The organism is Alteromonas profundi (assembly GCF_010500865.1).
GTDB lineage: Bacteria > Pseudomonadota > Gammaproteobacteria > Enterobacterales > Alteromonadaceae > Alteromonas > Alteromonas profundi.
Map to the genome: position 1 here is coordinate 22,119 of NZ_JAAAWN010000018.1, position 25,023 is coordinate 47,141.

Annotated in this window: 23 protein-coding genes; 5 read left to right on the forward strand and 18 right to left on the reverse strand. The window is 45.4% G+C overall.

Annotation, left to right across the window (positions count from 1 at the left end; genetic code table 11):
• Window positions 1-3: 3 nt before the first annotated feature.
• Window positions 4-1,890 (forward strand): 1-deoxy-D-xylulose-5-phosphate synthase, encoded by a 1,887-nt coding sequence (gene dxs / locus GTH32_RS13250; RefSeq protein WP_163086434.1) that lies wholly within the window; start codon window positions 4-6, stop codon window positions 1,888-1,890.
• A gap of 268 nt (window positions 1,891-2,158) precedes the next feature.
• Here the strand turns inward: dxs and GTH32_RS13255 are convergent, their stop codons facing one another.
• From GTH32_RS13255 to lpxD, 10 genes are all read right to left on the reverse strand, one after another.
• A complete protein-coding gene (locus GTH32_RS13255) occupies window positions 2,159-2,659 on the reverse strand; it encodes a phosphatidylglycerophosphatase A family protein (protein WP_163086437.1) in 501 nt (166 codons plus the stop codon).
• Window positions 2,659-3,624: a thiamine-phosphate kinase gene (thiL, locus tag GTH32_RS13260; RefSeq protein WP_163086439.1), complete on the reverse strand. Its 966-nt coding sequence runs from the start codon at window positions 3,622-3,624 to the stop codon at window positions 2,659-2,661. Before thiL ends, GTH32_RS13255 begins: the two co-directional genes overlap by 1 nt.
• Before the next feature lie 48 nt (window positions 3,625-3,672).
• Window positions 3,673-4,095 (reverse strand): transcription antitermination factor NusB, encoded by a 423-nt coding sequence (gene nusB / locus GTH32_RS13265; RefSeq protein WP_163086442.1) that lies wholly within the window; start codon window positions 4,093-4,095, stop codon window positions 3,673-3,675.
• An 11-nt stretch (window positions 4,096-4,106) separates the two neighbouring features.
• Complete coding sequence (gene ribH, locus GTH32_RS13270; RefSeq protein ID WP_163086444.1) at window positions 4,107-4,580, reverse strand: 6,7-dimethyl-8-ribityllumazine synthase; 474 nt, start codon at window positions 4,578-4,580, stop codon at window positions 4,107-4,109.
• 222 nt (window positions 4,581-4,802) lie between these two features.
• Entirely contained in the window at window positions 4,803-5,903 is a 1,101-nt protein-coding gene (gene ribBA, locus GTH32_RS13275) for a bifunctional 3,4-dihydroxy-2-butanone-4-phosphate synthase/GTP cyclohydrolase II (RefSeq protein WP_163086447.1), read from the reverse strand.
• 20 nt (window positions 5,904-5,923) lie between these two features.
• Window positions 5,924-6,586 (reverse strand): riboflavin synthase, encoded by a 663-nt coding sequence (locus GTH32_RS13280; protein ID WP_163086450.1) that lies wholly within the window; start codon window positions 6,584-6,586, stop codon window positions 5,924-5,926.
• A 25-nt stretch (window positions 6,587-6,611) separates the two neighbouring features.
• Window positions 6,612-7,685 carry a bifunctional diaminohydroxyphosphoribosylaminopyrimidine deaminase/5-amino-6-(5-phosphoribosylamino)uracil reductase RibD gene (ribD, locus tag GTH32_RS13285; RefSeq protein ID WP_203565491.1) on the reverse strand — a complete coding sequence of 358 codons (1,074 nt, stop codon included), beginning with the start codon at window positions 7,683-7,685 and terminating at the stop codon, window positions 6,612-6,614.
• 50 nt (window positions 7,686-7,735) lie between these two features.
• A complete protein-coding gene (nrdR, locus tag GTH32_RS13290; protein WP_163086456.1) occupies window positions 7,736-8,185 on the reverse strand; it encodes a transcriptional regulator NrdR in 450 nt (149 codons plus the stop codon).
• A gap of 15 nt (window positions 8,186-8,200) precedes the next feature.
• The gene (glyA, locus tag GTH32_RS13295) at window positions 8,201-9,457 is read right to left on the reverse strand and encodes a serine hydroxymethyltransferase (protein ID WP_163086459.1); all 1,257 of its coding nucleotides are present in this window, start codon (window positions 9,455-9,457) and stop codon (window positions 8,201-8,203) included.
• A gap of 163 nt (window positions 9,458-9,620) precedes the next feature.
• Window positions 9,621-10,649, reverse strand: a complete 1,029-nt coding sequence (gene lpxD / locus GTH32_RS13300; RefSeq protein WP_163086462.1) for a UDP-3-O-(3-hydroxymyristoyl)glucosamine N-acyltransferase — start codon at window positions 10,647-10,649, stop codon at window positions 9,621-9,623.
• 199 nt (window positions 10,650-10,848) lie between these two features.
• Here lpxD and ettA point away from each other — a divergent pair, with 199 nt between their 5' ends.
• Window positions 10,849-12,516 carry an energy-dependent translational throttle protein EttA gene (gene ettA, locus GTH32_RS13305; protein WP_163086465.1) on the forward strand — a complete coding sequence of 556 codons (1,668 nt, stop codon included), beginning with the start codon at window positions 10,849-10,851 and terminating at the stop codon, window positions 12,514-12,516.
• 193 nt (window positions 12,517-12,709) lie between these two features.
• Window positions 12,710-13,105: a PilZ domain-containing protein gene (locus GTH32_RS13310; protein WP_163086468.1), complete on the forward strand. Its 396-nt coding sequence runs from the start codon at window positions 12,710-12,712 to the stop codon at window positions 13,103-13,105.
• On the opposite strand, the gene radA is transcribed toward GTH32_RS13310, so the two are convergent.
• Window positions 13,099-14,466: a DNA repair protein RadA gene (radA, locus tag GTH32_RS13315; RefSeq protein ID WP_163086471.1), complete on the reverse strand. Its 1,368-nt coding sequence runs from the start codon at window positions 14,464-14,466 to the stop codon at window positions 13,099-13,101. The two genes, GTH32_RS13310 and radA, sit on opposite strands and share 7 nt — an antisense overlap.
• Window positions 14,467-14,670: 204 nt before the next feature.
• On the opposite strand from radA, the gene GTH32_RS13320 reads away from it, so the two are divergent.
• The gene (locus tag GTH32_RS13320) at window positions 14,671-17,205 is read left to right on the forward strand and encodes a PilZ domain-containing protein (protein WP_163086474.1); all 2,535 of its coding nucleotides are present in this window, start codon (window positions 14,671-14,673) and stop codon (window positions 17,203-17,205) included.
• Between the two features lie 36 nt (window positions 17,206-17,241).
• On the opposite strand, the gene serB is transcribed toward GTH32_RS13320, so the two are convergent.
• Window positions 17,242-18,243: a phosphoserine phosphatase SerB gene (gene serB / locus GTH32_RS13325; protein WP_343033433.1), complete on the reverse strand. Its 1,002-nt coding sequence runs from the start codon at window positions 18,241-18,243 to the stop codon at window positions 17,242-17,244.
• Window positions 18,244-18,371: 128 nt separating this feature from the next.
• On the opposite strand from serB, the gene GTH32_RS13330 reads away from it, so the two are divergent.
• Window positions 18,372-18,998, forward strand: a complete 627-nt coding sequence (locus GTH32_RS13330; RefSeq protein WP_163086477.1) for a hypothetical protein — start codon at window positions 18,372-18,374, stop codon at window positions 18,996-18,998.
• Window positions 18,999-19,027: 29 nt separating this feature from the next.
• Here GTH32_RS13330 and GTH32_RS13335 read toward each other — a convergent pair whose 3' ends face one another.
• The 6 genes from GTH32_RS13335 to lepA all read right to left on the reverse strand — a co-directional run bounded on the left by GTH32_RS13335 (window position 19,028) and on the right by lepA (window position 24,883).
• On the reverse strand, window positions 19,028-19,828 hold the full coding sequence (locus GTH32_RS13335) for a TatD family hydrolase (protein WP_163086479.1): 801 nt from the start codon (window positions 19,826-19,828) through the stop codon (window positions 19,028-19,030).
• Window positions 19,829-19,919: 91 nt separating this feature from the next.
• Window positions 19,920-20,558, reverse strand: coding sequence for a pyridoxamine 5'-phosphate oxidase (gene pdxH, locus GTH32_RS13340; protein WP_163086482.1), 639 nt, complete (start codon window positions 20,556-20,558; stop codon window positions 19,920-19,922).
• 39 nt (window positions 20,559-20,597) lie between these two features.
• Complete coding sequence (gene era, locus GTH32_RS13345) at window positions 20,598-21,509, reverse strand: GTPase Era (RefSeq protein WP_163086484.1); 912 nt, start codon at window positions 21,507-21,509, stop codon at window positions 20,598-20,600.
• Window positions 21,502-22,182 (reverse strand): ribonuclease III, encoded by a 681-nt coding sequence (gene rnc, locus GTH32_RS13350; RefSeq protein ID WP_163086489.1) that lies wholly within the window; start codon window positions 22,180-22,182, stop codon window positions 21,502-21,504. The genes era and rnc overlap by 8 nt, the downstream gene beginning before the upstream one ends.
• On the reverse strand, window positions 22,182-23,087 hold the full coding sequence (lepB, locus tag GTH32_RS13355) for a signal peptidase I (RefSeq protein ID WP_163086491.1): 906 nt from the start codon (window positions 23,085-23,087) through the stop codon (window positions 22,182-22,184). The genes rnc and lepB overlap by 1 nt, the downstream gene beginning before the upstream one ends.
• A complete protein-coding gene (gene lepA, locus GTH32_RS13360) occupies window positions 23,087-24,883 on the reverse strand; it encodes a translation elongation factor 4 (protein WP_163086494.1) in 1,797 nt (598 codons plus the stop codon). The genes lepB and lepA overlap by 1 nt, the downstream gene beginning before the upstream one ends.
• Between the last annotated feature and the right edge of the window lie 140 nt (window positions 24,884-25,023).

The window sequence follows — 25,023 nt, forward strand, 5'->3', positions numbered from 1 at the left end:
ATAATGAGTTTAGACCTCCAACATTATCCTACGCTTGCGCTTGCGCAAACGCCGGAACAATTACGTCAATTACCGCAAGAAAAACTACGCGACTTGGCCGATGAACTTCGAGAGTACTTACTTAATAGTGTAAGTCAAACGAGCGGACACTTTGCCTCGGGGCTTGGTACGGTCGAACTCACCGTTGCGCTACACTATATTTATCATACTCCTTTTGACCGCTTGCTATGGGATGTCGGTCATCAAGCCTACCCTCATAAAATTCTCACCGGCCGCGCTCAGCGAATGTCTACCATTCGTCAAAAAGATGGTTTACATCCGTTTCCTTGGCCGCCGGAAAGTGAATACGACACCTTTGCAGTAGGGCACTCTTCTACCTCTATTAGTGCCGCATTAGGTATGGCTGTCGCCGCTGAAAAAGAACAGCAGGGGCGTAAAGTGGTAGCAGTCATCGGCGATGGTGCGATGACAGCAGGTATGGCCTTTGAAGCGATGAACCATGCCGGCGACATCAAAAAAGATATGGTGGTGGTATTAAACGACAATGAAATGTCGATTTCCGAGAACGTAGGTGCACTTAATAGCCACCTTGCGCGGCTATTAACAGGTAATTTATTTAATTCAATTCGCGACGGCGGTAAAAAACTACTTAGCAATGTTCCCCCTATCAGAGAGTTTGCCAGCCGAGCAGAAGAACACCTTAAAGGTATGGTTGTGCCTGGGACCATATTTGAAGAGTTAGGTTTTAACTATATTGGCCCAATTGACGGACACGATGTAGATGCTGTGGTTGACACATTGCGCAATATGCGTAACTTCGAAGGCCCGCAGCTTCTTCATGTGGTTACCAAGAAAGGGAAAGGCTATGCGCTGGCAGAGGAAGATCCAATTAAGTTTCATGCCGTGCCTAAGTTTAATCCGGCGGATAACGCGCTACCTAAATCGAAGCCCTCAGCTCCTACCTACTCTGCTATTTTCGGAGAATGGCTGTGCGACATGGCAGCCCAAGATTCTAAATTAGTGGCAGTAACACCTGCTATGCGAGAAGGCTCAGGTATGGTAGCTTTTTCGCAAAAATACCCTGATCAGTACTTCGATGTTGCTATCGCAGAGCAACACGCTATTACCTTCGCCGCAGGCCTTGCTAAAGACGGTTGTCACGCCGTTGTGGCAATTTATTCCACCTTTTTACAGCGTGCTTATGATCAATTAATTCACGATGTGGCATTACAAGAACTACCTGTTCTTTTCGCTATTGATCGCGCCGGTATTGTGGGCGCTGACGGCCCTACTCACCAAGGAGCGTTTGATATTGCGTTTTTACGCTGTATACCTAACATGATTATTATGGCCCCAGCCGATGAAAACGAATGTCGTCAGATGCTTTATACTGGCCATAAAGCGCAAAAGCCTGCGGCGGTTAGATATCCACGAGGGTCTGGCATGAATGTCACGCCCGACAGTGCTATGCGAGAAATTCCACTAGGTAAGTCGCGCACAGTACGTACATTGACCCGAAAAAAAGGCACCAAAGTTGCCATTTTAAATTTTGGTACCCTTTTACCCTATGCCTTAGAAGCCGCAGAACACGTAGATACGACGGTTATTGATATGCGCTTTGTTAAGCCCCTTGATGGCGAAGCAATACTGAAGGCTGCCGCCGAGCATGATATTTTAGTCACCCTTGAAGATGGGTGTATTGCCGGGGGTGCGGGAAGCGCGGTCAACGAGTATTTACAACAAAAAGGCGTATTAAAGCCATTGCGTATGTTAGGGCTACCTGATAGCTTTATTTTGCAAGGTACCCAACAAGAAATGTACCGTGAGCATGGCTTGGACGGTGAAGGTATCGCCAATACGATAAAGCAATTAAGCTGTTACGCCCCCTAGAACGTTCATATAATAGGGCTGGCGTTCCATACACGTTGCGTTTAACGGTTATACGTAGACGGTATACCTCTGCGATGCCCCGTAAAGCCAATAGGTTTATGAAACAAAAGAGATACAAAAAAGCCGCTGTGGGTAATTAACCATCAGCGGCTTTTTTGATCATTTCGGCACTTATCTCTTATTTATCGTGCTCTTGTTCGCTTTCTTTTTTGCGTATTATTATTGATTAACGCAGTAACTTAACCTTTATGACAGGCTAACAAGCGAGCTAAAACCATACCACTAAAGCGGGCCACATCGTAAGGCTAATGTGCATACATGCACAGGCCATCGCGCCGGCTAATAAATCGTCAAGCATGATCCCCGTACCGCCGTGAAGACGCTTATCAATCACGCCGATAGGCCAAGGCTTTAAAATATCGAAAAGACGGAACACTACAAACCCAATTAACAAGGTCGGCGCAGTAATGGGCACAAATAGGAAGGTTACGAACATACCCGCCACTTCATCCCACACTATGGAGCCATGATCATGAACTTGCATATCATCAGCCGTTCTACCACATAGGTAAATACCAATCACTGAGGCAAAAAGCGTAAATGCGATAAAGGTCCATACGGGCGCATTAGCACTTAGCAGTAGCAAGGGTATCGCGGCCATAGAACCAAAAGTTCCAGGCATAAAGGGGATAAGCCCGCTACCAAAACCCAACGCTAAAAAATGCACTGGGTTTTTCATGCTCACCCGGGCTCTATATTCTTTTTGCATTAGAAGCTATGCTCGTATCCATTTTCTGTGGCCGCTTCGTAAGGCTTATCGCCTTTAAATAGCGACAGCTTTTCCGTATGCCCTGATAACTGACCGATACACGTGGCCTTTACGTTTGTGCTAGCCAGAGACGTTTCTAAGATGCCCCGTTGCTCCTCACTTACCGTAAACAGCAATTCATAGTCATCGCCAGCAGAGAGGGCATATTCAATTGCGGTCTTGGTATCAACGGCGCTAGTCATGGCCCGAGATAACGGTAGCCTGTCTACGTGAATATTAGCGCCACAACCCGAGGCTTCCAGTACGTGACCGAGGTCGGAAATTAGGCCATCAGACAAATCGATACAGGATGTTGCAATGCGACGTATCGCCGTGCCCACTGCTACACGCGGCGTGGGATAGTAGTGTCGGTTAACCAGAACATCACGTGCTTCACCTTCAACGGTAAGCTTATTTTGTAATATATCTAAGCCTACCCCCGCATCGCCCAAGGTACCGGTAACGTATACCCAGTCACCAGGATTGGCGCCACTGCGGGTAAGCTCAGATCCCGGCGGAATGAAGCCTTGCGCAGTAATAGTCATTGCCATCGGACCTTTGACGGTATCGCCACCGATAAGCTGTACCGAATAGTATTGTGTTAGCTCGTATAAGCCTTCGACAAACTCTGCCAGCCAATCTTCATTAACTTCAGGTAACGAAAGCGATAGGCTAATCCACGCTGGCTCTGCGCCCATAGCCGCTAAATCACTTAGGTTTACTGCCACAGTTTTATAGGCCACAGACTTCGCAGGCGCACTATCGAGAAAGTGCACGCCCGCAACCAAGGTATCTGTAGTTACTGCAAGCTGTTGATTTTCAGGAACATTTGTGACTGCACAGTCATCGCCAATCCCTATGACAACATCTCTGCGTTTGTAACCGCCATTAGAAAAATAGCGGCTAATAAGATCAAATTCTTTCACTGTAGTTTGCAATGCCCTTGAATGACACTAAGTGCCATTGGCACGGTATTAGTTGCGTTCGTCTTTACGTAAAGTACGAACCGCTTTGTCTAACGCGCCGTTGATGAATTTATGACTTTCTTCGGCACCAAATGCCTTAGCAAGCTCAATGGCTTCGTTAATAATAACGCGATACGGAACGTCCATACGTTCTGTTAGCTCCAGCGTTGCGATACGAAGAATCGCTTTTTCAATAGCATCAAGCTCTTCAGGCAAACGCCCTAAGTAAGGCTTGATGGTTGCATCTAAATGGCTAGCATTATGCGCTACACCGCGAAGCAACGCCTGAAAGTAAGCCATATCAACCTTCTGCATGTCGTTGCTAGTCGCTAATGCGAGCTCAACTTGCTGAATATCGTTATGACTCATTTGCCATGAGTAAACACCCTGTAGGGCGAGTTCACGGGCTTTACGACGAGCTGAAACTTTCACGTATTTTTACCTTAAAGCTTTTCAACAGCATCGATAACGTTAACCATTTCTAGCGCGCCAAGTGCAGCTTCTGCACCTTTATTGCCTGCTTTGGTTCCAGAACGTTCGATAGCTTGTTCAATAGAATCTGTAGTGATGACGCCAAATGAAACCGGCACACCGTATTCTAGCGATACTTGCGCTAAACCTTTGTTACATTCGCCTGCAACAAAATCAAAATGAGGTGTACCACCACGAATTACCGCACCTAGCGCGATAATGGCGTCGAAAGATTTTTTCTCGGCGAGTTTTTTAGCAACAATAGGTAACTCGTATGCGCCCGGTACGCGCACTAGCGTAATATCGTCGGTATTTACTTCACCGTGACGGTCTAATGTATCTAACGCACCTTCTAACAAGCTCTCTACTACAAAGCTATTAAAGCGCGCTACAACGATGGCAATTTTTTTACCGGTTGCTCTGATGTTACCTTCAATTACTTGCATGAATTCATTCCTCGAGAAAAACGGCGCGAAGTATACCACAACTGCACCTAAACTGAATCGATTGTTTATTTAAGTTCAACTATTCGACAAGTAGCGCTAGCGCGTACTTTGATAAGGGGAAGAGATGTCTATCGTACCCCAGCCGCCGCATAATTGGGGTGGCTAGAAAACAAGGATGTAGTCAACGCGAGTTTACGCGCTGCATCCCTTCTCCGGCTTTCCTTAATCGTGCACGTACTCCACGACTTCAAGGCCATAGCCCGATAGCGCATGATATTTAATGGGTTTACTGAGTAAACGCATCTTATGTACCCCCATGGAAGCAAGAATCTGACTGCCCACACCAATTGTACGCGATGAGCCTTGCCAATCAGCACCTGCCGGGCGTTCACCACGGTCTTCAGCGGCGAACCTGCGTACTTGTTCTTCAATGTGCTCTTCTTTGCCTAATAACACTAACACACCGCCCTCTTCACCAATCGTTTTCATCCCCTGCTCTAGGGTCATAGAACGATGGATTCCACGGGTAGAACCTAGTAAGTCACTGAATGTATTGTGCAGATGTACACGGACCAACGTAGGGTTTTGCGCAGTGATTTCGCCTTTTTTGAGGGCAAAATGTAGTTGGTTGTCTATGCTGTCTTTGAAGGTATGGAGTTCAAACTCACCATATTCTGTAGGCAATATACACTGCGCTACCTTTTCAATGGTAGTTTCATTTAAATTTCTATATTCGATAAGATCTGCAATCGTACCTATTTTAAGCCCATGTTTGGCCGCAAACTTTTCAAGTTCAGGCCTACGTGCCATGGTGCCGTCTTCATTGAGTATTTCAACAATGACGCCTGCCGGCTCCAGTCCCGCCAAACGCGGTAAATCAACCCCTGCTTCTGTGTGACCGGCACGATTAAGTACCCCGCCCTCTTTAGCAATAAGGGGGAAAATATGTCCAGGTTGTACAATATCTGATGCTTTAGCATCTTCGGCTACCGCGGCTTTTATGGTAACAGCTCTATCAGCCGCAGAAATACCCGTGGTCACGCCGCGGGCGGCTTCAATAGATACGGTAAAGTTTGTCGAAAACTGGGCTTCGTTTTTATCTACCATAAGTGGCAAATTTAGACGTAGGCAACGCTCTTGCGTCATAGGTAAACACACTAACCCACGGCAATGGGTTACCATAAAGTTGATCGCTTCAGGTGTGACGTGTTCTGCCGCCATTATAACGTCGCCTTCATTTTCGCGATCTTCATCATCCATCAGAATAACCATTTTACCCTGGCGGATATCTTCGATAATTTCTTGTGTCGTGTTAAATTTCATTGTGTGTGCTTCTTGTAGGGTTATCTTTTTAAATATCCGTTTTCTGCTAGGAAAGCCATGTCTATGCCTTTGGTTGTCGGCGACGCTGCTTTATCGCCCATCATCAAGCGCTCTAAATAGCGGGCGATAACATCCACTTCCAAGTTTACCTGCGTACCCACGGTGTAAGTGCCCATAATGGTTTCTTGTAATGTATGGGGAATTATCCACAACATAAACTCAGCACCGTTAACCTGATTAACGGTAAGACTTACGCCATCAACGGTAATACTGCCTTTATGCGCTATGTACTTCGCTAAAGATGTGGGCGCTTTTACCCAAAATTCAATGTAGTCGGTGTGCTTGATAATCTGGCTTACTTCACCTACGCCATCTACGTGTCCAGAAACAATGTGACCGCCAAGTCGGTCAGTTGGACGCATCGCTTTTTCAAGGTTAACACGAGAACCCCCACCATAATGGGCAAAACCGGTAAGTTTTATGGTTTCAGCAGAAACATCAGCACAATAATAATCCGCGCCTTTTTCAGTAACCGTTAAACACACGCCATTGGTGGCAATACTGTCACCTAAGGCTACGTCTGACATATCTAATGTAGGAGAAGATACCGTCAAGCGTATATCACTGCCGCGGTTTTCTAACTTTGTAATGGTGCCAAGAGCGCCAATAATTCCCGTAAACATAACCTTCCTCGTGGTACTAATTCGCTTACCTAACGTGGTAACTTAATTTGATATCGTTACCAATCTGTCTCACCTCAGCAAGAGATAGCGTAATCGCCTGATTCAAATCACTAAATTGCGGTAACGATACCATACCTTGCGCGCTATCACCCAATAGCTTAGACGCTTGATAGCAGATTAGCTCATCCACCTCACCAGCCAAAAGTAATGCGCCAGCAAGCCCAGGACCCGCTTCTACCCAAACTTCGTTAAATTGCATAGCACCTAATTGTAGCATTAGGCTACTAAGGTCAACCTTTCCATTGACCTCATCTACTTGAATAAACTGGCCATTTTGGGTATCGGCCTGTGCTTTTGTGGTGGCTATAAACGTAGGATGGCCATCGTTAAATAACTGGTAATGACGAGCAAGTGCCGTTTGACTACTCACTACAACACGCACTGGCTGTCGATAAGTATCCAAAGGATAGTCACTGATATTTGCTTCGCCAGGACGTACAAGTAAGCTAGGGTCGTCATTACGAACGGTGCCTGAACCCGTTAATATAGCGCAACTTTGCGCTCGGTATTGCTGTACATCTTTGCGAGCTTGAGGCCCCGTTATCCATTGACTGACACCGTTAGCCAATGCAATTTTTCCATCCAAGCTAATACCTTGTTTCAGGCGAACATAGGGTTTACCAGTGAGCATGCGTTTAATGAACCCAGGATTAAGCGCCGCGGCTTCGGCAGAAAGGATGTCTGCGACCACTTCAATACCGGCATCTTGGAGTTTTTTAATTCCGTTCCCACTTACATTGGGGTTAGGATCTGTCATGGCAATAACTACACGACTGACACCTGATGTAATAAGTGCATCAGCACATGGGGGGGTTCGGCCAAAATGGCTACATGGCTCTAAGGTAACGTATGCAGTGGCGTTTTTAGCCTTTCCGCCAGCTTGGCGCAGCGCATGAACTTCGGCATGGGGGGTGCCGGCTTGAAGATGTACGCCTTCTCCTACACAGGTGTTATCGCTATTAACAATAACGCACCCAACGCGAGGGTTTGGTGACGTAGTGAAGCGCCCTTTTTCTGCAAGACGAATGGCTTTCGCCATCCAAAAATAATCTAGGTCAATGGTAGATGTGTCCACTACATACCCTATTGTTAGTCTCCTAGTCTGGCAATTTCCTCACCAAATTCTCGGATATCTTCAAAAGAACGGTAGACTGAGGCAAAGCGCACATAGGCCACTTTATCCAGTTCTTTGAGCGCCTTCATAATTAAGTTACCCAGCAATTCGCTGCTCACTTCACGCTCACCAGTGGCTCTTAGCTCGGATTTAAGCGAAAGAATGCACTGCTCAACTTTTTCAGTACTGACGGGCCTTTTTTCTAATGCACGCTGTAACCCTGCACGCAACTTGTCTTCGTTGAAAGGCTCCCGTGAGCCGTCTCGCTTAATCACCCGCGGCATCACTAATTCGGCACTTTCAAAGGTAGTAAAACGTTCGTGACAGACGACGCACTCGCGTCGTCTGCGCACTTGCTGCCCCTCAGCCACTAAGCGAGAGTCTATAACTTTAGTTTCTTGCTGTGAGCAAAAAGGGCAAAACATCTCAAACCTACCTATTTACGCGTAAACAGGGAACTGTTCACACAGTGCTACAACTTCATCTTGTACACGTTTGATAACTGACTCATCGCCCATGTTATCTAGAATGTCACATATCCACGTTGCAACTTGTTTCGCTTGTTCTTCTTTAAAACCACGACGGGTAATCGCTGGGCTACCAATTCGTAAGCCACTGGTTACAAACGGAGAACGAGGATCGTTAGGAACCGAGTTCTTGTTTACTGTGATGTTAGCTGAACCAAGCGCCGCATCAGCCTCTTTACCAGTTATATCTTTGTCAATCAGATCGAGCAAGAACAAGTGGTTATCAGTGCCGCCTGATACAATTTTATAGCCACGCTCTTGCATAACCGACACCATCGCTTTGGCATTGGCAACAACTTGTTGCTGATACAGTTTAAATTCTGGCTGAAGTGCTTCTTTAAACGCTACGGCTTTCGCTGCAATGACATGACAAAGCGGGCCGCCTTGGTTGCCAGGGAATACCGAGCTATTAAACTTCTTGTAAAGAGTTTCATCGCCACATGAAGACAAAATAAGACCACTACGCGGGCCCGCTAATGTTTTATGCGTGGTCGTTGTTACTACGTGCGCGTGGGGCAAGGGGTTAGGATAAACGCCTGCTGCAACAAGACCGGCAACATGAGCCATATCTACCAGCAAATAAGCCCCTACCATATCGGCAATTTCGCGGAATTTCGCCCAGTCCACAATACCTGAGTACGCAGAGAAGCCGCCGATAATCATTTTCGGCTTATGTTCTTTAGCCAATGCCTCTACTTGCGCGTAGTCGATTTCACCGGTTTCTTTATTTAAGCCATACTGTACTGCATTGTAGGTCTTACCAGAAAAGTTAACATGCGAACCATGCGTAAGGTGGCCACCTTCTGATAGACTCATGCCTAATACAGTATCACCGGCTTCCAATAGCGCCATGAAAACCGCTGAGTTCGCTTGCGAACCTGCATGGGGTTGTACATTGGCGTAATCCGCACCAAACAGCTCTTTCGCTCTATCAATGGCAAGTTGCTCAACCACGTCTACGTGTTCACAACCACCGTAATAACGCTTCCCTGGATAACCTTCAGCATATTTATTCGTAAGCTGAGAACCTTGCGCTTCCATTACGCGCGGGCTGCAGTAGTTTTCTGAAGCAATCAGTTCGATGTGATGTTCTTGACGCTTAACCTCTTTTGCCATTGCATCGGCTAATTCAGGGTCAAAGTCAGCTATGTTCATTTCGCGAGGTAACATGGGGGCTCCTTAACTGCAGTAGTAAATTGGCACGTTAAATTAGGCATATCGTTGGCTAATTTTGGCCTCATATTCTAGCCATTTTCAGTCGCTTGTATACCGCTTTGTGCGCAAAACCCAGCAAATGAGCTAGGTTTAACGTAATACCAGCCTTACAAGGTGATCAGACCTGTTTTTCTAACGCCCTTACGCGGCTAAACAAACTACCGATTTTTTGAAGTTGCACGGTATTTTTGCGCCATTGCTTATTTGGTTGCGCGGGCTGCCCCGAAGAGTATACGCCGGGTTCTTTGATATCCTGCACCACCATGGTGTAGCCTGTTACTTGTACATTGTCACAAATTGAAATGTGGCCATTAACACCTACCCCCCCTGCAATAATTACGTGTTTACCGATATTACAGCTTCCTGCGATCCCGGTATGACCGCAAACACAGGAATGATCGCCAATAATACAGTTATGTCCAATTTGCACTTGGTTATCAATAATCACGTTAGTGCCTAGCACTGTATCGTCAAGGGCACCACGGTCAATACTGCTACTTGCGCCTATCTGACTATCATCACCAATAATCACAGACCCCGTCTGCGGGATAGGAAGCCATGTCCCTTTATCGTTTGCATAGCCAAAACCTGCAGCCCCTATTACGGTTTGGCTGTGTACTGTCACCCGTTTGCCAATTTGAACATCGTGATAAATGGTTACGTTGGGATATATAATACTGTCAGCACCAATACGCGCCCCTTTTCTGATAACCGTATTTGCGCCAATAACCACACCATCGCCAAGCACTACATTTTCTTCTATTAGTACATTATGTCCTAACGATACATTGCTACCAATGTTGGCAGAAGGCGCGACGATGGCGGTATCTGCTATACCGCTTGCCACCGGCGGCGTGGTGTCAAAAAGTTGCGCTATTTTAGCAAACACTGCATGAGGATTATCAGCCACAAGCGCTGCACAAGGAACTTCATCTTGCAGATTACTGTGAACAATAACAGCACCAGCCTGCGTGCTGGCCAACTGGCTTTTGTATTTAGGGTTTGTAAGGAACGAAATTTGATGTGCTTTTGCCCCTGCCAATGTGCCTACCGCCGATATGCTCACATCGCCGTTTCCGTGCACTGTCCCGCCAACTAGGTTAGCAAGCTCTGAAAGGCTATAAGTGGGTTTGTTCATTGCAGTCATTCAGATAATACCTGTGTAATCGTTTCGGTTATGCTAACCAAGTTTACCTTAAATCGAAAAGGCTACCGATCTATAATTCGCTAATTTAGCCCTAACTGCGCAAAATAACAGCACCTACGTGGTACGTTGGCGTTACAGGGTGGCGCAGGTTATCCTGTTGCACGTATAATCATGATTTATTTTCAGCCAAGGACACCGCATGTCTCAATACGTTTACAGTATGCATCGGGTAGGAAAAATTGTTCCCCCGAACCGTCAGATTTTAAAAGATATATCGCTGAGCTTTTTCCCTGGTGCCAAAATTGGTGTGCTAGGTCTTAACGGCGCGGGTAAATCTACCTTGCTTCGTATTATGGCAGGGCTAGATACCGATATTGAAGGTGAAGCTCGCCCTCAACCCGGTTTAAAAATTGGTTATCTTCCACAGGAGCCGCAGCTTGACGAAAGTAAAGATGTGCGCGGCAATATTGAAGAAGCCGTAGCCGACGTGAAGCACGCATTAACTCGCCTTGATGAAGTTTATGCTGCCTACGCAGAAGCCGATGCTGATTTTGATGCGTTGGCAAAAGAACAAGGCGAGCTAGAAGCTATTATTCAAGCCAAAGACGGTCATAATTTGGATAATGCTCTTGAGCGTGCCGCCGATGCACTTCGCCTTCCTGCATGGGACGCCGACGTAAGCAAACTTTCAGGGGGTGAACGCCGCCGGGTTGCGCTTTGCCGCTTACTATTAGAAAAACCAGAAATGCTGTTGCTTGATGAACCAACTAACCACTTAGACGCCGAATCTGTTGCATGGTTAGAACGTTTCCTTCATGACTATGAGGGTACAGTAGTTGCCATAACCCATGATAGATACTTCCTTGATAATGTTGCTGGCTGGATATTAGAGCTAGACCGTGGTGAAGGTATTCCGTGGGAAGGCAACTATTCTTCGTGGCTTGAACAAAAAGAAAAACGTTTAGAGCAAGAAGAACGCGCTGAAAGTGCCCGTCAAAAGAGTATGAAGCAAGAACTTGAATGGGTACGTTCAAATCCGAAAGGCCGGCATGCAAAAAGTAAAGCTCGTATGACCCGCTTTGAAGAAATGTCTACCAGCGACTATCAAAAGCGCAACGAAACCAACGAACTCTTCATTCCGCCAGGCGAACGCCTAGGTGATAAAGTGATAGAGGTGGAAGGGCTTAACAAATCCTATGGTGAACGCGTTCTAATAGACAACCTTTCGTTTAAAGTACCTAAAGGCGCTATCGTGGGTATCGTCGGGCCAAATGGTGCGGGTAAATCTACACTATTTAGAATGCTAACCGGCGCGGAGCAACCTGACTCTGGTTCAATCGATATTGGTGAGTCGGTTAAAATAGCCAGTGTAGAGCAGTTTCGCGACCACATGAATGAAAATAACACTGTGTGGAAGGAGATTTCCGACGATCAAGATATTATTCGTATTGGCAACTTTGAAATTAATAGCCGCGCGTATTGCAGCCGATTTAACTTCAAAGGCAACAGCCAGCAGAAATTTATTAAAGATTTGTCGGGTGGTGAGCGTAACCGAGTACACCTTGCTAAGCTATTGAAAGCGGGTGGCAACGTGCTGCTTTTAGATGAGCCCACCAACGACTTGGACGTTGAAACACTTCGTGCACTAGAAAATGCACTCTTAGAGTTTCCTGGCTGTGCCATGGTTATTTCCCATGACCGCTGGTTCTTAGACCGCGTAGCAACCCATATCATGGATTATCGCGACGAAGGCAGCATCAATTTCTTTGAAGGTAACTACGCCGACTACGAGAGCTGGTTAAAAGCAGAATATGGCCAAGATGTGGTTGAGCCTCACCGCTTAAAATACAAACGTATGACTAAATAATAGCAAGGGTTAACCTTGATAAGGCTTCTTAAGCTATTTTTCTAAAGCGCTCCTTTTAAGGGGCGCTTTTTTGTACGGGTTTTGTATGTGCGTTTACCTTACAGGCAATCGAACAAGCACAAAGGTTGCGACCTTTCACTATTTAACCAATACTGTGGGTATCATTTTACGTAGTGCAGTGTGGTTCGCAGCTATGTCTGATAAACGCCAATTTACAAGGGTGGCTTTAAATGTACCAGGTACACTTTCTCATAGTGGGCAAAACGTAGACATCATTGTTAGTGATGTGTCGCTTCACGGAATTAAACTGCTCGCCGAAGAAGGGCATTTAGCAAAATTACCTTTTGACAGCCATTTTCCTTATACCGCCACTTTTCAGGCTAATGCGGATAGCCCCGAAATCAGTTTGCATATTGAACAGCTCTATCGACACTCAGACGGTCGCACAGATTACGTATCGCTGGGTTGTAAGGTGGATAAAATTGATATTGAAAGCGTGAGCGCCCTACGCCGCTTAATTACATTAAACAGCGCAGACACCCACATTGACGAGAAAGAAATCAACGCGCTTATAAATGCACTTTACTGAAGTGCTTCAAGGGCATCACACAGCTGAGCGACAGGCACAACTGTCATACCAGCAATAGCCTGCTTAGGTGCATTAGCTTTAGGTACAATGGCGCGTTTAAAACCATGCTTTGCGGCTTCGACAATACGCTCGGTACCATTTGGCACAGGGCGAATTTCCCCCGCTAAGCCTACTTCACCAAATACGATAAGATCTTTAGGTAACGCACGATTTCGAAAGCTTGAAACCATAGCGACTAACAACGCCAAATCTGCGCTGGTTTCAGTTACCTTCACCCCGCCCACCACATTGACAAAAACGTCTTGGTCATTCATTTGCACATTACCGTGGCGATGAAGGACCGCTAGCAACATAGACAGACGGTTTTGGTCCAGCCCTACGGCAATTCGACGGGGGTTAGACATTTGGGAGTAATCAACCAGTGCTTGAATTTCTACCAGTAGTGGACGTGTTCCTTCCCAGATTACCATTACACTGGAACCCGGGGTTTCGTTTTCTCCGCGACTTAAAAATATTGCCGATGGGTTACTTACTTCTTTAAGGCCTCGTTCGGTCATGGCAAACACACCAAGTTCGTTTACTGCGCCAAACCGGTTTTTATGGCTTCGCAGTGTGCGATAACGGCCGTCGCTCTCCCCCTCAAGCATCATAGAACTATCAATGCAGTGTTCAAGAACCTTAGGGCCTGCGAGATTGCCATCTTTAGTTACATGACCAACGATAAACATAGAAATATGCTGCTGTTTGGCAAAACGAGTTAAATATGCGGCACTTTCACGGACTTGGGAAACGCTGCCGGGAGCAGATTGAACATCGGCCACATGCATAACTTGAATAGAATCGATAACCATAATTTTCGGTTTTTTTGTCAAGGCTAGATCGCAAATGGTTTCAACATTAGTCTCCGCTAACATCATTAACTTATCGTCGGGCAAGTTTAAGCGTTTTGCCCGCATTGCGACTTGCTGAAGTGATTCCTCACCAGTTACATAAAGCGCCGATGCAGTGCGTGCCATTTGACACATCACCTGTAGTAATAGTGTGCTTTTACCCGCCCCCGGCGACCCCCCTATTAACATGGCTGCGCCAGGTACAATACCACCACCCAGTACACGGTCTAACTCTTTAAACCCAGCACTAAAGCGCGGTAACGCCTCTAAATCAATGGCATTAAGGGTTTCAATTTTTGCAACCGTTTGCCCCGCATACCCTGATAAGGTTGGCTTTGAACTAGTCTTTGCGCTACTTACCACAAACTCACTAATAGTGTTCCATTCTTTACACTCTGAACACTGCCCCTGCCAACGGGGAAATTCTGCTCCACAGTCGGAGCACACGTATGCGGTTTTGCGTTTTGCCATATTTCAGTTTTATCCACACCCTAAAAGGGGTATTCTAACACGATAATAAAGGCATAAGTAACTCGCTCAACGTACCCTTTCTACCCCAATTGACCTAGTTAAATAGGTAAGCTTTAACGCCACAATAGGGTTATATTAATGTGTTGAGTGAATCTGCCGATAAAAAGCTATAACCATGGACTCAAGCAAAGAAGTTATGCCTACATGAACCAGGATTTACTGCAATACGCAGACATCATTGACCAGCTAAAACCTATGGTAAACGAGCCTGAATTTAATCAGGTTTTATTGCAGGTAGGTGCGGACATCCCAAAAGAAAAGCGCTTCTTAATAAAGATGGAAGTAAAGCGTTTAGCTAAGCCTTGCATGCGTTCTATCGACCTAAGAGGATTGGTTGACGGTAAATGTAAGTTGTACGAGCACGAAGGCCGCAAACATTATATGGATGAAGTTGCGGTAGAAAAGTTCGAAGAACAAATTCGGGTTTTTGGTGGCTACACGTTTGGGGTTTATGAGGCGGTACAAAATACCGAAAACAACTACCGTGTGCTTCGCGAAAGGGCAGAGGCGCGAGATCAAAGCAAGCAATCGCCAGGTACGCAAAAGACGTCGTCTATTCTCTCTCAGTTTAAAGTGCCTATCGTTAACTTGCTTGATTACCGCCAACGCAATACTGAACGTATGAATTTTGCAGTGGCGGTTGAACTGTTTAATGAGAGTAACCAGTCGATACGTGGGCTAAGTGTAGATATCTCATTGGAAGGTTTGCAAGTTAAACTAACCAAAGAGAGTTTATTTAAGAAAGATGAGCGCGTTTCGGTTTACTTTAGAGGCTTGGAAAACGAATTTGCCATGGATAGAAAGCGTGGCATAGCCTATAAGTTGGTTAAAATCAGTCGCAAAAATGACATTATCTATTTAGCACTACAACGGGATACAGACCGTCCTAACCCCAGCTTCGATAAGTTTCTTGAAAGCTTCATTCATGGTAACAAACGCCGTTATAAAGTGAATATGGCCAATACGATTGAAGCCATCACAAGTAAAACCTGCGAACAATACTTCTCGCCGCGTAGCCCTACTCTTCCGGTCTACATTGATGAAGTTAACGGAAAGCTTATCCCCCGCTTTGCCATGACGAATGAAGTTAACCGAGAAACCGTTAGTTATTGGCAAGACGAAGAAGACGAATGTAAGCTTGGATATTTATTAAATGAGTCCCGTTTAAAACAGCTGGTTGATAAACCGGTAGAAAACCGTGCGCTCTTTATTTACAGCTTTACCCATTTGCAAAATGAGAAAGTGTACTTTTATTCCGCATCTTATGATGAGTTACAGCGCAAGGATGTGTTTAAAAGCGTATTTTTAGGCTTTGGCTCAAGAAAGGCAAGTTGGCGGGTGTTTAAAGTTACGCTAACCGAAATGAGCCCAGAACAAGCCCATGTCCCTACGTCTATTCCAGATTCCGTAGGTAGTAAGGTAAAACGCCAAAATACACCACCTTCTCCGCGATTAATGGCAAAGTTAAAGCATTTAAAATACCTTGTTCATGTCACTGACGTGTCGTCGGTTTTTGGGCAGCAGGCGTATAACACCTTTACTTTTAGCCGTGAAGATTTATCTCATCTTCGTAACTTCGGACACCCAAGAAATCGTATTCCCTCTACAATTTCTTTATCGCGGTTTAAATACGAAGAGCAGCGTTTAGAGTCTCGCTACCGGTTACGCTCTCGCATTGAGCTTAGGATACCCGGCGATGATAGTGTTCATGTAGGTGTAAGTGAAGATATATCGGTACATGGTTTAGGGCTACGCATAGAGCTCAATAAGGAATACAGCGGCGAGTTAGAAGGCCAGGTTGAAGTGGCCTTTCCGCGGTTACAAAATATAACCAAATCCTTTGATGTCATGCATTTGCAGTACATGGTGGTTTATCACAATGTAGATAAAAACATTTTGCACCTTAAAGCAATGCCCGGTGAAGAAGGTAAATCAGCACGGGCCTTTTTCGACGAATTGATTAAGAAAAACAAGCATAGCTTAGAAGAAGACGACGGCGAAGAAGAAATTCTGGGTATGGGGCAAGCACTTCGTTGTATTAATGCGCGAAACCCTACATCTATGTCGTTTCTTATGAGTAAAGATGGGGTTAGATACACCCCGCAAGCAGGCATAATAGGTAAGCAAGATGAAAAAGTATCTTTGCTTACTACCCATTATGCTTCGCAACGTGAAGTAAACTTAGAGTTCTTGTTTCGCGATAGAAAATTGGACACCCCTTTTGTACAAAGTGGTATTAAACAGGTAAAACTTGAAAACATGCCCATGCGACAGGAATTATTGGTGTCTTTTGATCCCACGCAAAAAGATCAACGACTCGCTATTCTTCCTCGTTATTCCCATCGCTTCGAAAATATAGAACAGCGTAAAGCCTTTATCCGCGAAGCCATGAATCGTGGTTTGTTTATTGCGCTACATGTCATGCTTACCACCACAGGGAAACCTGATTTATCTATGCTACAAACAGAGATAAATTACGTTAGCATGTATGCGTTGCACCGCGCACGCGAACTAGAGCAAAAACTGTGGAGCGTGGCAGCGTGTGCGCATTTAGTCGACGTTACCGATGAAGTACTCATTCGCTATGGCTTTGATGACGAAACTATTCAGGCGAACCGAGATAGTACTGTGGAAAAAGCCGCCGTTAAAAGCAGTATACAAGCGCTATTGCATGCTTAGACATGGCCAACCATGTCTAAGCTTACGCAGCCTTGGCTAGGCCAAAAAATAAAGAAGTGCGTGTAGGCCACCATAACGCAGCGCTACGTCTGCTTTTTTGTTTACTACAGGCTTACCATGACAGGCAACGCCGAGTGCCGACGCGGCCATCATGACCAAATCATTTGCGCCATCTCCCATGGCAATGGTTTGCGACAAGGGTATACCCCACTCATTCGCTAGCGTATTGACGGTTCTCGCCTTGACATCAGCATTAACTATTTCGCCCTGAACTTCCCCGGTTAGAACGCCATTTTCAACGACCAGCGTATTAGATACCGCAGCGTCTAGGCCTAACCTCAGCTTGAGATGATCAGCAAAATAAGTGAACCCGCCGGAGGCAATCGCTATCTTCCAGCCATGATGTTTTAACACGCTAATAAGGGTTTGTATGCCCGGCATAATGGGGATGGCGTCCCGAATTTGCTGTAAGTGATCTAAAGGTATCCCTTGAAGACATGCGACACGGTGATGCAGACTTTCATTAAACGCAATTTCGCCACGCATCGCTTTTTCGGTCACAGCGGCAACTTCATCCCCTACCCCAGCTAATTTGGCAATTTCATCAATACATTCAATAGCAATCACAGTGCTATCCATATCCATTACCAATAAACCTGCCTGATTAAGTGAGGGCGTTGCGTCTGTAAAACCTATATCGACATGAAAACGTGTAGATACCTGCTCTAGCGTATTGGCGATATGCGCTTTGTCGCTACTTTGCATATCACCGAAGCACATCACCACACTATCGCCGTATTTATTGTGAAAGGGATGTAGCGCAAGTTGGCTGGGAACAAAAATATCCTCCAATGCGGCCAATGTCTGTGAAACCTGATAAGGCGTTAGCGCTTGACCTATAATGGTCAACTTTCGTTGACCATCAGTTTCTTTCTGTACAGACCCCTGTGAAGTAGGAAGCCCGCGGCGTAATACTGTGGTAAGAACGTCTGTTTGATGTTGCTGCTGAATGGAGAGATCGCTAAAAAACATGGACACTTTTTATACACACCTTAAAAATAATTGTCTCTATGCTACTTAAACAGGACCCATGTGAAAATAGCCTCTTTTAAATTTAGCTAAATTCACCTACTGTAAGCGCAAGCAAATTTAAAAATTCAGGTGATATGCTAACTCACACCGAAAAAGAAATAAAAACCCAACGCCCGCCTGTGTCGCACTCTATGTACACGGCATTAAAGCGCTTGGTTCATACGATGATTATGAGCATTGGGGTGGCACTCACTATTGGCCTTTTTCTTGTGTACGATCAATATCAACAAGACTGGATAGAGATTCAAACTGCCCAGCCAGGACGCAGTATGAGTGAACAATATGCCAAAATTATCGCCCCTGCGCTAATGCAAGAAGATAGAGAAAGTATAGAAGCACTTACCGCTATTGCTGTTCAAGACCCTGCCATTTTATCGCTAAGCGTATTTGACGATAAAGGGAAATACCTAGCACCTTTGCCTCAAGTGGATAGTGTGGTGACCTTATCGCGGGAACGAACGGTCCCTCCGGTGACTTATTTACAGATGGTTACAGATAATGAAGGTAACACCATCGGTTATTTGAGCGTAAATATAGATACCGCGCAAATTCTTACCAAGCCTTTGGTACTACGTCATCAACAAGACCTTATCGCCGCCATTATTATCGCGCTTACGCTTATAATCGGTGTGTACCTTACCCGCGGTTTTTATAAATTCCGCCCTTGGTTACTGGAAACCTTGCAGCTTAAAGCGAAATAAGCTTTTTGCTATATTGACCCGCCAGCGGTTTACAGACTTTTTGCTGATAAACCAAAACATTTATAATAGTTGTCGCTACTTAACTTATCGATGGCCTCTTTTGTAGCCCCAGTTTGCTTTGCTATTGAAGATATCACCTCGCCTAGATACTCTGGGCTGTTGCGCTCACCCTGGCGGCCTTGCATGGGCATATCCGGGGCATCTGTTTCAATAAGTATTCGCTCTGGGTGCTTTTCAAACACATAGGCTAACGTCTCTTTGGTTTTTGCGCCCCGCGCATAAGTTATCGTGCCACCAAACCCTAAGTAAAACCCTTTATCTATATAGGCTTGCGCCACCTCTTTGCTACCAGAAAATGCATGTATTACACCGCCTCCTTCAAATTGAGTCTCTTTTAGCGCCTCAAAGAGTAGATGATGGGTTTTACGATGATGCAAAATAATAGGCAACTGTCGTTCCTGAGCAAACTGAATTTGCACGTTAAGACAATCTTTTTGGCGCTTCATTGGGGTATCTATGTGTCCATCAAGACCAATCTCACCTATTGCTACTGGATTTACCTCGTCACAGGAAAACGCCGCTTCAAGAAAGCGTACAATATCGCTAGGCTGGAGATCTTGGGTAATAAAATAAGGATGAACGCCTAGGGCCAGATCTACAGGAAGACATGATGACGCAGCTAAGAATATATTTCGCTGCCAAGGTAAATTACGCGGATGGGTGCCCGGTATTAACAGCCGGGTTAATCCTTCTTTTTTCGCCCGATGAAGAACGGCTTCCCAGTCTTGTTTGAAGGGGTCTAAATCGAGGTGGCAATGGCTGTCTATCACGGCTAAACCTCAATATTTCTGGAGCAAAACTCACCGTGTACTAATACAAGATGAAGGCTGCTTTTAAACGACATCGATCAAAAGCGTGTATTTAAGGCATTAACCTTCGGGTCGTCCACTCGCCCTGCGTGGTACGATTATATTCGTACCTATCGTGCAGTCTATCTTCCCCACCTTGCCAAAACTCAATTTGGTGAGGCACTATTCGAAACCCACCCCAAAAATCCGGCATGGGAAGATCTTTGTTCGCAAATTTGGCTTTCATTTGACTAAATTGGGTAGTGAGTAGCTCGCGACTACTAATTGGCGTACTTTGCTTAGACACATAAGCCGCCAATTGGCTATCTTTAGGACGAGAGAAAAAGTAACGCGTATTTTCTTTCATTGACAGCTTCTCAGCTACGCCGCAAACACGAACTTGACGCTCCATAAAAAACCATGGGAAATGGCAGGACACTTTCGGGTTTTGCGCTAGCTCTTTGGCTTTTCTGCTGCCTAAATTAGTGTAGAAAACAAACCCGTTATCGCTTACATCTTTTAACAACACGATACGCTGAGAAGGTTGCCCGTGCTCATCTACGGTGGCCACTGTCATGGCTGTTGGGTCAGGAATTTCAGCCTTGATAGCATCCCCTAACCAGCGTTCAAACAATGTCATTGGGTTGTCGGTTAGGTCTGCATCCTGCAAGCTTCCCTTTGAATACTGACGGCGTAAATTAGATAAAGACATAGCACAAACCCTATAACGCAAAAAACGAAACCTTAGTAACTAGTTTTCGTCACCATAACCTAACGAACGCAAAGCACGCTCATCATCGGCCCACCCCTGTTTTACTTTTACCCATAATTCCAAAAACACTTTGTTATCAAATAACTTTTCCATGTCTTTTCGTGCATGCTCACCGATGGTTTTAAGGTGCTTACCACCTTTACCTATGATCATACGTTTTTGGGTTTCACGTTCAACGAGAATGAGCCCGCTAATGCGATAGATACCGTTATCAGCAAGTTTAAATTGTTCTATTTCTACGGTAGTAGAGTAAGGAAGTTCATCACCGGTGAAACGCATAAGCTTTTCACGGATAATCTCCGCGGCCATAAACCGGCTAGACCTGTCTGTAATATAGTCTTCGGGGAAAAAGAACTCACTTGCTGGCAGATTCTTCGCAACAAGTTCGCGGATTTCATCCACCATTTTGCCTTGAGTAGCACTTACCGGCACTATATGTTCAAACGTATGCTTTTGAGCTAACTGCTGTAGATGCACCATAAAGGCTTCTTTATCTTCAACTTTATCCATTTTGTTGACGATAAGATAACAGGGCAACCCTGACTCTTTTACCTTAGATAGCACCATTTCATCATCACTGTTCCAGCGTGTACCTTCAATGACAAACAACACTAAGCCTACTTCGGCTAAAGAGCTTGACGCTGCGCGGTTCATGTAACGGTTAATGGCGCGTTTTTCTTCCTGGTGTAATCCTGGTGTGTCCACGTATACCGCTTGGTAATCGCCTTCAGAATCGATACCGAGAATACGGTGGCGGGTGGTTTGCGGCTTACGTGAGGTAATACTCACTTTTTGCCCTAGCAAACGGTTCAATAAGGTGGATTTACCCACGTTAGGCCGGCCTACGATGGCTACTAAGCCACACCGCGTTGTAATATTCGGCTCAGTCATCTAGCTTCTCCAAAGTCAGTCTAGCGGCTTCTTGTTCCGCTTTGCGTCTACTGTTACCCGTTGCAGAAACCGGCGTGCTTTCACCTTCCACCTTGCAGCAAACTTCAAAGGTTTGCGCATGATCTTTGCCGGTTATCGATATCACTTCATAGGTTGGTAACGGTAATTTTTTACCTTGAAGGTATTCTTGTAGTCGCGTTTTACTGTCTTTTGGATGGGCGTTCGGGTCGAGCTTTTCAATACGACTTTCCCACAAACGATCGATGACGCTGCGTACTGCCTCCATACCAGAGTCTAAGTAAATAGCGCCTAGCAAAGCTTCTACTGCATCGGCAAGAATAGAACTACGACGGTGTCCGCCGCTTTTGAGTTCGCCAGGCCCTAGCAACAAAAGTTCACCCATACAGGCTTCTCTTGCCAATTCCGCTAACGTGTCTCCTTTTACCAAGGTAGAGCGCATACGCGTAAGTTTACCTTCAGGCACGTTTGGAAAGCGTTTATATAAGGTTTCGCCAATCACCATACCAAGTATAGCGTCGCCGAGAAATTCTAGTCGTTCGTTGTGCTTTTTCGCCGCGCTTCGATGAGTGAGCGCTTGTTCTAGTAAGGCTACATCGCTAAAGGTGTAACCTATCGCCTTATTTAGGCGAATATATTTATCAATTCCTTGCATTAATCAATGCCACCTACACGTTCAAAACGCACGCCGGTTGGGATCCAGGAAGGCAAAAAGTCTTGAGGGCTACGTTCGAATTCAAATGAAATCCAAATAGCCACCGCTTTACCCACTAAATTAGCGTCTGGCACAAAGCCCCAAAAACGGCTGTCGCGGCTATTATCACGATTGTCGCCTAACACAAAATACTGACCTTCAGGCACTACCCACTCGTTGCTGCGGGTACCCGGTTGCGTGTAGAAATTAACCGGTGAAATTTCACGTACAGGGTGACGTAAAATGTCGTGTTTAGTATCGCCTAACGTTTCCGTATAGCGCATTAGCTGCGCCATATCCTGCACAAACTCTCCACGCTCAACAAATTTCAGCGGAACTGCTTGCAGCTTTTCACAACTTGCTGTGGCACTTTCACAATGGGGTTTAATAAAAACCTGTTTATTTTTATACACGATCGTGTCGCCTGGCAAGCCAACAACACGCTTAATATAGTCAACTGAAGGCTCTTCGGGGTATTTAAATACCACAACATCACCACGTTCTGGCTCACCAGTTTCTATCAGCTTTGAGCGAAATAGCGGATCTTTTATGCCGTAGGAAAACTTTTCAACCAAAATGAAATCGCCTACCAGTAGAGTGGGCATCATTGAACCTGATGGAATTTGAAAGGGCTCATAAATAAACGAGCGCAATACCAGTACAAACGCGATAATGGGGAAAATTTGCTGCGAAGTGTCTACCAAATACGGTAGTTGAGGATCTTCGCCATAGGTTGCACCTTCTGAGCTTGCCGCGGCCTGTAGGCGCGCCTTTCGCTTAGGGGCAAACACTAAACTATCAACCAACCAAATAAGACCAGTAAGCACCGTTAGTGCCACCAGAATTTGGGAAAAATAATTGGCCATTATTTACCCACCTTTAACACTGCAAGGAATGCATCCTGCGGTAATTCGACATTACCTACCTGCTTCATTCTCTTCTTCCCTTCTTTCTGCTTCTGAAGTAGCTTTTTCTTACGACTTACGTCACCACCGTAACATTTGGCGATAACGTTTTTGCGTAATTGTTTAACCGTACTTCTAGCTACAATATGATTACCAATGGCCGCTTGGATCGCAATATCAAACATCTGGCGAGGAATTAACTCGCGAAGTTTTTCTACCAATTCACGGCCTCTGCCTTGAGAGTTTTCACGGTGGGTAATAACGGCTAATGCATCCACACGCTCGCCGTTAATCAGTATATCTACGCGTACCATGTCAGAAGACTGAAAACGCTTAAAGTTATAATCTAACGAAGCAAATCCACGGCTGGTAGATTTAAGTCTATCGAAGAAGTCGAGTACCACTTCTGCCATTGGGATTTCGTAAGTTACTGCCACCTGCTTACCATGATAAGTCATGTTAGTTTGCATACCACGCTTTTCAACGCATAAAGTAATAACATTACCGAGATATTCCTGTGGTACCAGGATATTGGCTTCAACCATAGGTTCGCGAATTTCTTCAATATCGTTAACTGCTGGTAATTTAGCAGGGCTATCAACGGTAAGAATTTCGCCTTTGGTAGTCTCTACTTCATAAATAACGGTAGGGGCGGTAGTAATAAGACCAAGATCGTATTCACGTTCTAAACGCTCTTGAATAATTTCCATATGCAACATGCCAAGGAAACCAATACGGAATCCAAAGCCTAGCGCCGCGGAGCTTTCCGGTTCATAGAATAATGAGGCATCGTTTAAGCTTAATTTCGCCAGCGCATCGCGGAAGTCTTCATAATCATCTGAACTAATGGGGAAAATACCTGCGTATACCTGAGGCTTCACTTTTTTGAAACCAGGAAGCATGTCGGTGGCAGGTTGCTTGGCTAACGTAATAGTATCGCCAACAGGGGCGCCTTGAATATCTTTAATGCCCGCAATAATAAAGCCTACTTCACCAGCTCTTAGCACGCCAGTGTCTAATGCCTTAGGGGTAAATACTCCAATTTTGTCTACCTGGTGTATTTGACCATTCGACATAATTTGAATTTTATCTTTCTTGGTCAATTGACCTTCTACGATGCGTACTAACGACACCACGCCTTGATAATTATCAAACCATGAATCTATGATCAGGGCTTTAAGCGGAGCTTCTCGCTCGCCCTCTGGCGGTGGTATCTTATTAACGATAACTTCCAATACATCTTCGATGCCGATGCCGGTTTTCGCTGAACATCGAACCGCATCTAGTGCATCAATACCGACTATATCTTCAATTTCTTCAGCCACGCGGTCAGGATCGGCTTGCGGCAGGTCTATCTTGTTAAGTACCGGAACCACTTCCATATCCATTTCAATGGCGGTGTAGCAGTTCGCGAGTGTTTGCGCTTCCACACCCTGCCCCGCATCAACCACTAAAAGCGCACCTTCGCAGGCGGCCAAAGAACGAGAAACTTCATACGTAAAATCTACGTGCCCTGGAGTGTCGATGAAATTCAACTGGTAGGTTTCACCATTTTGGGCAGTGTAATTTAGCGTAACGCTTTGCGCCTTAATGGTAATTCCACGCTCTTTCTCAAGGTCCATCGAGTCAAGAACTTGCTCATTCATTTCGCGATCGGAAAGCCCTCCACAATGCTGAATTAGACGGTCTGACAAGGTAGACTTACCGTGGTCAATGTGGGCGATAATACTGAAGTTACGAATGTGCGATTGTTGCATAATGCTGGAAATTACCTGCAGAAAAATTCATTAAACAAAAAAATGCCGACAGCCCTAATTATTGAGGTTCTGCCTAGCGCGTGCGGATTTTACCCATTTCTTTGCCGAAAAGCGAATTAGCTTGCATATTTGGGCGGGTC